The 8,286-nt window shown below is 62.3% G+C and carries 9 protein-coding genes and 1 riboswitch; of the genes, 6 read left to right on the top strand and 3 right to left on the bottom strand.

Annotated features, from left to right (window positions below):
- Positions 1–183 (bottom strand): hypothetical protein (locus EPN31_RS06035; RefSeq protein WP_291770748.1); only part of this gene is annotated, 183 nt, incomplete at its 3' end.
- 1 nt (position 184) lies between these two features.
- Between EPN31_RS06035 and EPN31_RS06040 the strand changes: the two genes are divergently transcribed.
- The 5 genes from EPN31_RS06040 to EPN31_RS06060 all read left to right on the top strand — a co-directional run bounded on the left by EPN31_RS06040 (position 185) and on the right by EPN31_RS06060 (position 4,184).
- Positions 185–391, top strand: coding sequence for a hypothetical protein (locus EPN31_RS06040; RefSeq protein ID WP_291770750.1), 207 nt, complete (start codon positions 185–187; stop codon positions 389–391).
- Between the two features lie 34 nt (positions 392–425).
- Entirely contained in the window at positions 426–1,685 is a 1,260-nt protein-coding gene (locus EPN31_RS06045) for a four-carbon acid sugar kinase family protein (RefSeq protein WP_291770752.1), read from the top strand.
- Positions 1,682–2,713 carry a 4-hydroxythreonine-4-phosphate dehydrogenase PdxA gene (pdxA, locus tag EPN31_RS06050; RefSeq protein ID WP_291770754.1) on the top strand — a complete coding sequence of 344 codons (1,032 nt, stop codon included), beginning with the start codon at positions 1,682–1,684 and terminating at the stop codon, positions 2,711–2,713. Before EPN31_RS06045 ends, pdxA begins: the two co-directional genes overlap by 4 nt.
- A 72-nt stretch (positions 2,714–2,785) precedes the next feature.
- Positions 2,786–3,676 (top strand): dihydrodipicolinate synthase family protein, encoded by an 891-nt coding sequence (locus EPN31_RS06055; RefSeq protein ID WP_291770756.1) that lies wholly within the window; start codon positions 2,786–2,788, stop codon positions 3,674–3,676.
- Between the two features lie 52 nt (positions 3,677–3,728).
- The gene (locus EPN31_RS06060) at positions 3,729–4,184 is read left to right on the top strand and encodes a MaoC family dehydratase (RefSeq protein ID WP_291770758.1); all 456 of its coding nucleotides are present in this window, start codon (positions 3,729–3,731) and stop codon (positions 4,182–4,184) included.
- A 56-nt stretch (positions 4,185–4,240) separates the two neighbouring features.
- On the opposite strand, the gene EPN31_RS06065 is transcribed toward EPN31_RS06060, so the two are convergent.
- Positions 4,241–4,948: a substrate-binding domain-containing protein gene (locus EPN31_RS06065; RefSeq protein ID WP_291770760.1), complete on the bottom strand. Its 708-nt coding sequence runs from the start codon at positions 4,946–4,948 to the stop codon at positions 4,241–4,243.
- Between the two features lie 132 nt (positions 4,949–5,080).
- Positions 5,081–5,180: riboswitch (TPP riboswitch) on the top strand.
- Positions 5,181–5,255: 75 nt separating this feature from the next.
- Here EPN31_RS06065 and thiC point away from each other — a divergent pair.
- Complete coding sequence (thiC, locus tag EPN31_RS06070; RefSeq protein WP_291770762.1) at positions 5,256–7,172, top strand: phosphomethylpyrimidine synthase ThiC; 1,917 nt, start codon at positions 5,256–5,258, stop codon at positions 7,170–7,172.
- Positions 7,173–7,205: 33 nt separating this feature from the next.
- Here the strand turns inward: thiC and EPN31_RS06075 are convergent, their stop codons facing one another.
- The gene (locus tag EPN31_RS06075) at positions 7,206–8,087 is read right to left on the bottom strand and encodes a TIGR00730 family Rossman fold protein (protein WP_291770763.1); all 882 of its coding nucleotides are present in this window, start codon (positions 8,085–8,087) and stop codon (positions 7,206–7,208) included.
- Positions 8,088–8,286: the final 199 nt, after the last annotated feature.

An 8,286-nucleotide genomic window follows, 5' to 3' on the forward strand; every position in this document is an offset into this window, starting at 1 on the left:
CTCGGGGATCCGTGCCCTCGAACGCCAGTTCTGCGGCGATTGCGGCGTCCGAGTAGTGAAGTGCATCGCCGCCCATTTCCGGTCCGACCCGCGCAGCGTGGCGATGTCATTGTAGAATTTGCCATCCAGCAGGGCGAAGCGCTCGTAGTTCTCTTGTGCGCGTTCGTGCACGAGCTGTTCCATCGTGACGCATAGGTCGTTCAGCCTGCGGACGTTCTCGCCACGAGCATTTTCCGCCCCCTGGGTGGCTGACGCGTTGCGTAATGTGAAGGGTTACAAGGGCGCCGAAGGCACATACAACTTCGACAAGAATGGCGATAGCCTGCACGGCTACAACATCGTTCAGAACAAGGATGGCAAGATCGTCTTCATCAATCACATCGAGTTCTGACGATGAGAAGGAAGCCCTCGACGGCAGGTGCGCCATGCGCGTTGGTATCGTCGCTGATGATCTGACGGGTGCGGCCGACTCCCTGGTGCAGTTCCGCAGCCAGGGTTGGGAATCTCATCTGCTCGTCGCCGAGGACTCTGCAATGACGTGCGGCGCTGTGCCGTGCGTCGTTTCGCGCTCCCTGGACTCTCGTTCTCTGGCCAACGATCTGGCGGCGCAGGCGACTGCGCAGACGGTCTCAGAAATGGTTCGTGACGGCTTTGATCGCGTCTACGTGAAGGTTGATTCGACGATGCGTGGGAGCATTCCTGGGCAGATCCGTGGCGCGCTCGATGCGTGGTCCCGGAAGGCTCCGGCTGCATTCTCCGTTATCTGTCCGGCATACCCCGGGATGGGGCGCGTCATTGTGGATGGGAAATTGCTGGTGAAGGGCGTTCCGTTGCAGCTTTCGCCGGCGGGCAGCGACCCTGTGGATCCCGTTCGGAGCAGCGAACTGGCCGACCTCGTTCCCGGGGCCAAGCTGGTTCGCGTGGCGCCCGATGCGAACGGATTCATCGCCGAACTGCGGCGTCTCGGAACGCCGGGTTCGTATGTCGTGGTAGAAGCGCAGCGCGAAGAAGACATGCAGGCCATTGCTCGCGCCATCGATTTCTTCGGGTCTGAAGTCGTGCCGGTGGGATCGGCGGGGCTGGCTGGCCATCTGGCGGGCGTCTGGCGGGCGCGGGGGCAGGGAATGGAGCCGCCTCGTATCATGCGCCGGGCGCCGGGGCGGGTCGTCGTCGCGGTGACTTCCGTCAACGAGGTGTCGCTCCGGCAGGCGGATCGCCTCATGCAAGACTGGCCTGCAGTCGCCGCGCGCCGTTTTCTCGATCCTGGATTGGGCGATCGCCCTGTGCCACCTCGATGGGCGCGTGATGTCGCGGGTTTGGGTGAGCCGCCAGTGTTATTGCTGCAACCCCGACCCGGTAGTTCGTCCGGGGGTGGTGCAAGGGCCAGCGCACCGCTCGTGGCGCGCAGCATTGCCACGGCGGTCAGGGAATTTGTCTTGCACGGTACGGGTGTCTCCGGACTCGTCCTGGTTGGCGGGGATGGCGCCCGGGCGGTGCTCGCCGAGCTTGGGGCTCAGGCTGTCCGGCTGGAGGGGACGCTTGCCGAAGGGGTTCCCTGGGGACGCCTGGTGGGTGGCGTGGCGGCGGGCAAGACTATAGTCACCAAGGCGGGGGGGTTTGGCGAAGTGGATGTACTCTCGAGCATTGTCTCGACCATGATCGGTATGGATGGAAAATATCAATGACAGCACCAGTATTGGGTATCACGATGGGCGATGCTTCGGGCATCGGCCCGGAAATTACGGCGAAGGCACTGCTGCGCCATCCCGAGCTGCGCGCCAAGGCGCGCCTGCTCGTGGTCGGTGATTCGGATGCCATGCGGCGGGGCGCGCAGATTGCCGGCCTGGACCCGGGCTGCGTCAGGACTATCGGACATCCGCGTGAGTGCACCGGCGCGGTGGACCGAATCGAGGTTCTGCAGACGGGGCCTTCGCTTTCTCACGTCCGCCTTGGTGAGGTGGATCCGGCCGCCGGAGACGGCGCATACCGGTTCGTCGTCGAGGCCTGCCGCCTGAGCAAGGAAAAGAGCATCGACGGGATCGTGACCGCGCCGCTGAACAAGACGGCACTCCATGCCGCGGGGCACATGTACCCGGGGCATACCGAGCTGCTCGCGGAGCAATTCGGGGTGAGAAACTTTTCACTCGTTCTGTCGGCCGGCGATCTCTATGTGTTTCACATCACGACCCACATGTCCTTGCGGCAGGCCATCGAGCACACGACGAAACAACGTGTCCTCGACGTGATCAGGCTCTCCGCCGCGTTCAGCCAGGCGCTTGGCGTGAAGGGAGAGCCGATTGCCGTTGCCGGCCTCAACCCGCACGCCGGCGAAAACGGGCTGTTTGGAACCGAGGAGCGCGATGCTCTGGAGCCTGCCATCGAGGAGGCAAGGCGTTTGGGCATCGACGTACGCGGTCCGCTCCCCGCCGACGCGGTCATTCCGCAGGCCTTCCGGGGGCGCTGGAAATTCCTGATCGTCTGCTATCACGACCAGGGCCACGCGCCTTTCAAGTCAGTCTACGGGGACCGGGGCGTGAACATCACGGTTGGGCTGCCCGTCGTCAGAGTGTCGGTGGATCACGGTACGGCCTTTGACATCGCGGGCAAGGGTGTCGCGGACGAATCCAGCCTGGTCCTTTCCATCGAGCGGGCAGCAGTTTTGGCACCCCGGTGGAACGAGATCTGGGGCAGCATGAAGTCTGAAGTGGCCTGATTCCCGCAGGCTGGCCGACCATATTGGTCGACCGCGGATGCACGACTCAGTGATTTTGTGAAAGGAGTGGGAATGTTTTCTGGTTTGAGTGCGTTTCCGCTGACTCCCATGGATGAAACCGCCGTCGATGAGATGGCGTTCGTCCGCCTGGTCGAGCGCCTGGCCGTTGCGGGGGTTGATTCCATCTGCGCGCTGGGATCGACGGGCAGTTATGCGTATCTCTCGCGTACCGAGCGTGCTCGCGTGGTGCAGCTTGCGGTCCGCCACGCTGGTGGCGTGCCGGTGATGGTCGGTATCGGTTCGCTGCGCACGCGCGACGTGCTGGACCTGGCACAGGACGCGCAGCAGGCCGGTGCGCGCGGCGTGCTGCTGGCCCCGGTGTCTTATCAGAAGCTCTCCCACGACGAGGTGTTTGGCCTCTTCGAGGCCGTGACTCGCTCACTCTCAGTGCCGTTGTGCGTGTATGACAATCCGGGCACCACGCATTTTGAGTTCAGCGATGAGCTGCATGGCCGCATCGCCCAGCTTCCCAATGTGGCCTCGATCAAGATCCCGCCGGTACCGGCTGACCCGGAAGCGGCGCGTGGGCGCGTCGAGCGGCTGCGCGCCTTGATCCCTGCGCATGTGACGATAGGGGTAAGTGGCGACGCCTCTGCCGCTAATGGTTTGACGGCGGGATGCGATGCCTGGTATTCGGTGATCGCGGGCCTGTTTCCGCAGGTTCCCGTGGCGATCACCCGCGCGGCCAAAGCCGGAGATGAACAGGAAGTGAAACAGCTTTCCGATCGGCTGGCGCCTCTATGGGCACTGTTCTCACAATACGGAAGCGTGCGCGTGATTGCTGCAGCCGCCGAACTTCGCGGATTGGTTTCGGCCCCCAGCCTGCCGTTACCGGTCAGGTCGCTCGAAGGGGACGCGCGGCAGCACCTCCGTGCTGTGCTCGATGCACTTGATCTGGCCTGAAGCGGCCAGCCTCATTTATCGTATTGATTTTGGCATGTAACCGCGGGGTGATATGGCACAGCAACAAGTATTGTTTTTGGATGATCTGGCGGTGGGAGAAGAATTCCACAGCGCGGAACATTCTCTGACCGAAACGCAGATCAACGATTTCGCGCGGCAGTTCGACCCGCAGCCCTTTCACCTGGACAATGCTGCGGCGAAGGAGTCTTTCTTTCAGGGGCTGGCCGCCAGTGGCTGGCATACCGCGGCCATTACGATGAAATTGCTGGTGAGCAGCCTGCCGCTTGGCAGCGGGATCATTGGCGCGGGTGGCGAAATTCAGTGGCCCAGGCCGACTCGCCCGGGCGATGCGCTGCGTGTGATCAGCAAGGTCTTGGAAATCAAGCCATCCAGATCGAAGCCGGATCGCGGCATCGTGACGGTCGAATGTCTGACCCGGAATCAGGACGGGGACGTTTGCCAGCGCATGGAGATACGGTTGCTGGTGATGCGCAGACCCGAGCAGTAAGCGGGCAGGGCACTTCGAGAGTCGGCTGAGCACGCCCCCGATGAGACTTCTGCGCTTCAGGCTGCCGTCATGCCGTGGGCCACTTTCGCGGGCTCGGCGGCTGGCGAGACCAGGAATTTGAGGAATGCCTGTGTCGCCTCCCGGTTGTGCATTGCGGATCCCATGGCGGCCGAGAAGGTTGTGGTCTTCTGGATCGAGTCCGGCAACAGCCCGAGCAGGTTGATGCCTTCGACGTTCATCAGCTCGCTGATTTGTTGGAATCCGATGTCGACCTCGCCAGACGCCACCAGTGAGCCTACCGGGACACCTGGCCGGGCCTCGACCAGGCGCGGGCTGGTGACACCGTCCCCGGCAGACACGCCCCACTTTTCCAGCAGACCCAGGATGTACTTGCCGCTGGGGCCGGTCGAGTAGCCGATGGCCTGGGCGTGTTTAGCGGCATCGCGGATCGAGCGTTCGTCGCGGATGTCAGGCGCGGTAGTGCCGACCTTCATCGCGACCGCAATGGATGAATTCACCACCCCGACCAGGCTGTCCCGATCGATCTTGCCAGCCGCCGCGAGGCGTTCCATGGCGCCGGACGCCAGCATGATGATGTCAAACTGCTCACCGCCGAGAATGCGTTTTTCAGCATTGACGCCACCGACGGATTCGAACGTGACCCGCTGGCCGGTGCCGCGTTCATATTGCTCGGTCAACTGGGCTAGCAACTGGCGCGTGGCCATGGATGAAATGCCCTTTAACGTGATCTGCTCAGTCGACATGGTGCCGCCCCATCTTTCTGCCCATTGGCGCACCGCCCGTCAGGTCAGTGCCTTCTGTGCCGTAGTGTAATGTCTGCGCTTGTCTGGTGGATGCACCTGGTGGCAGATCGGTTGCTGGAAAACTTATATACTTACCGCACGCAGGGGTACTCGTCGGCGACGCCGGCGGGTTGAGAGACACCCTCGTACCAGTACGGATAATGCCGATGCTGGGAGCGTGTGCGGTTCTGGTTTTACCTCTGGAACCCGCTTCTCTTACTCCCCGACTCGGCTCCATTTCCGAAATCTTTCGAACCTGGAGCTTGCCTTGAACACCACCAATCTGCAGTTCTCCGCCTCACAGGCCGTCGTCGACGCGGCTGCCATCGCCCCCCTACCATCCTCGCACAAGGTCTACGTCACCGGCTCTCGTCCGGACATTCGTGTTCCGTTTCGAGAAATTCACCAGGACGATACGCCGACCATGTTCGGCGGTGAGAAAAATCCCCCGCTGACTGTCTACGACACCAGTGGTCCCTATACCGACCCAGACGTTGCGATCGATATTCGCAAGGGGCTGGATACCCCACGCCGCGCCTGGATCCTGGAGCGCGAGGATACGGAAGTACTGGATCGTCTGAGCAGCCAGTACGGCCGTGCCCGGCTTTCCGATCCGGAATTGAGCGCGCTGCGTTTCAACCGCGTCCGGCCGGCGCGCCGTGCCCGCTCGGGAGCGAACGTTTCGCAGATGCATTACGCCCGGCGCGGCATCGTCACGCCGGAAATGGAGTTCGTGGCCATCCGCGAAAATTTGCGCCGCGAGCAGTATATCGACAACCTGCGCGGTGCCGGACCGGACGGGGTCCGCCTCGCTGAGCGGTTGACGCGCCAGCATCCGGGGCAGTCATTCGGAGCCGCCATCCCGCCGGTCATCACGCCGGAATTCGTGCGTGACGAAGTCGCGCGCGGCCGGGCGATCATCCCGGCCAACATCAACCACCCCGAGGTAGAGCCCATGGCCATCGGGCGCAATTTCCTCGTGAAGGTGAATGCCAATATCGGCAACTCCGCCATCCGCTCCGACATCAGCGAAGAGGTGGAAAAAATGACCTGGGCCATTCGCTGGGGGGGCGATACCGTGATGGATCTGTCCACAGGCAAGCATATCCATGAGACGCGTGAGTGGATCATCCGCAATTCGCCCGTCCCCATCGGTACGGTGCCGATCTATCAGGCCCTGGAAAAAGTGGGGGGCGTAGCCGAGGAGCTGAACTGGGAGATCTTCCGTGACACGCTGATCGAACAGGCCGAGCAGGGCGTGGATTACTTCACCATCCATGCGGGCGTGCGCCTGCCTTTCGTCCCCATGACGGCCAGCCGCATGACGGGTATTGTGTCGCGCGGCGGCTCGATCATGGCCAAGTGGTGCCTGGCCTATCACAAGGAAAGCTTCCTCTATGAGCACTTCGAGGACATCTGCGACATCATGAAGGCCTATGACGTCAGCTTCTCCCTGGGTGATGGCCTGCGGCCAGGCTCCGGCTACGACGCCAACGACGAGGCCCAGTTTGCCGAGCTGCGTACGCTGGGCGAGCTGACCCAGGTCGCCTGGAAACATGACGTACAGGTGATGATCGAGGGCCCCGGCCATGTGCCGATGCATCTGATCAAGGAAAACATGGACCTGCAGCTGGAGCATTGCCACGAGGCGCCCTTCTATACCCTGGGGCCCCTGACGACGGATGTCGCCCCCGGTTATGACCACATCACATCCGGCATCGGGGCCGCCTTGATCGGCTGGTACGGCACCGCCATGCTGTGCTATGTCACCCCCAAGGAGCACCTGGGCCTGCCCAACAAAAAGGATGTGAAGGACGGCATCATCACCTACAAGATCGCCGCTCATGCGGCCGATCTGGCCAAAGGCCACCCAGGGGCGGCGATCCGTGACAATGCGCTATCTAAGGCGCGCTTTGAATTTCGCTGGGAAGACCAGTTCAATCTGGGTCTGGATCCGGATACCGCCCGGGCGTTTCACGACGAGACGTTGCCGAAGGACTCCATGAAGGTTGCGCACTTCTGTTCGATGTGCGGACCGAAGTTCTGCAGCATGAAGATTTCGCAAGACGTGCGCGACTATGCCAAGGAAAATGGTCTGGATGAAGCTACCGCCCTGGCGCAGGGCATGTCTGCGAAATCAGCAGAGTTCATCTCCCGTGGGTCGGAGATCTATCAGAAGATCTGACCCGCCTGAGTGGGGCGGCCCCACCGTCCGGCCTCAGCAGGGGCCGGGCGTACGGGGCGGTGCCTTGTCCGGGGCCGCGCCCGCGTGAAAGCGTTCAAGCGCGGCCATGATTTCCTCGGCTTCGTCGACACATGTGAACAGGTCGACATCCTTCGACGCGATATAGCCCTCGTCCACCAGATAGTCGAAGTCGATGATACGGTCCCAGAAATCCCGCCCGACCAGTACCACCGGAATGGGCTCCATCTTGCGGGTCTGAATCAGCGTCAGCACCTCGAACAGTTCATCCAGCGTGCCATAGCCGCCGGGAAACGCGACCAGACCACGCGCATGCAGGAGGAAGTGCATCTTGCGCAAGGCGAAGTAGTGGCAGCGGAACGCCAGTTCCGGACTGATGTATGGATTGGGTGCCTGCTCGTGGGGCAGGTTGACATTGAACCCGATCGAACGCGCGCCCACCTCGAACGCACCGCGATTCGCGGCTTCCATGATCCCTGGTCCACCTCCGGTGACGACCACGAAGTCGCACCGTTCTTCTTGCTGAAAACGGCGTGAAACGAGTTGGGCGAAGCGGCGTGCCTGCTCATAATATCGGGCCTGTTCGACCCGGCGGCGGGCAAGTGCCAGCTCCCGGCGAGTGGCGGGAGTTGCCGAAGTCGTTGCTGTTTCTTGTAGTGCAGCGAGCCGTGCGAGGGCCGTTTCCTCATCGGTCACGCGCGCGCTGCCGAACACCACAATCGTGGAACCTACGCCTTGCTCGTGCAGGACACGTTCGGGCTTGAGCAGTTCAAGTTGAAGGCGCAGCGGCCGCAGGTCCTTTTCGCCAAGTAGTTCAATGTCTTCCTGCGCCAGCCGGTAGCTGGACGATTCAAGGATGGCCTGCAATCGTTTGGCAAGGTCCGGGGGCTGCGTCATCGCGGCCCCGTCGTGGCGCAGCCGGACTGGCTGTCCATGTTGTTGTGCTCGGAGGCTTCGGTCGGCTGGAAGGTGCAGGTATTCATGTCCGTATCTGCAAGGGAGATCGGTCGATTATGCTAATCGGGTGACCAGTCGTCAATGCAGTCCAGCCGGTTCGGTCGCCTGCATAGTCTCCGGGGCTTTTCTCGTCGTTGGG

This window comes from Castellaniella sp. (genome assembly GCF_004321985.1).
In the GTDB taxonomy this organism is placed as follows: domain Bacteria; phylum Pseudomonadota; class Gammaproteobacteria; order Burkholderiales; family Burkholderiaceae_B; genus Castellaniella.

Excerpts from the sequence above, each read along its gene's own strand:
- EPN31_RS06045 (WP_291770752.1), top strand. The coding sequence starts at position 426 with ATGCGCGTTGGTATCGTCGCTGATGATCTGACGGGTGCGGCCGACTCC.
- EPN31_RS06065 (WP_291770760.1), bottom strand. The coding sequence starts at position 4,948 with ATGTCGACTGAGCAGATCACGTTAAAGGGCATTTCATCCATGGCCACG.
- EPN31_RS06060 (WP_291770758.1), top strand. The coding sequence starts at position 3,729 with ATGGCACAGCAACAAGTATTGTTTTTGGATGATCTGGCGGTGGGAGAA.
- EPN31_RS06055 (WP_291770756.1), top strand. The coding sequence starts at position 2,786 with ATGTTTTCTGGTTTGAGTGCGTTTCCGCTGACTCCCATGGATGAAACC.
- pdxA (WP_291770754.1), top strand. The coding sequence starts at position 1,682 with ATGACAGCACCAGTATTGGGTATCACGATGGGCGATGCTTCGGGCATC.
- EPN31_RS06075 (WP_291770763.1), bottom strand. The coding sequence starts at position 8,087 with ATGACGCAGCCCCCGGACCTTGCCAAACGATTGCAGGCCATCCTTGAA.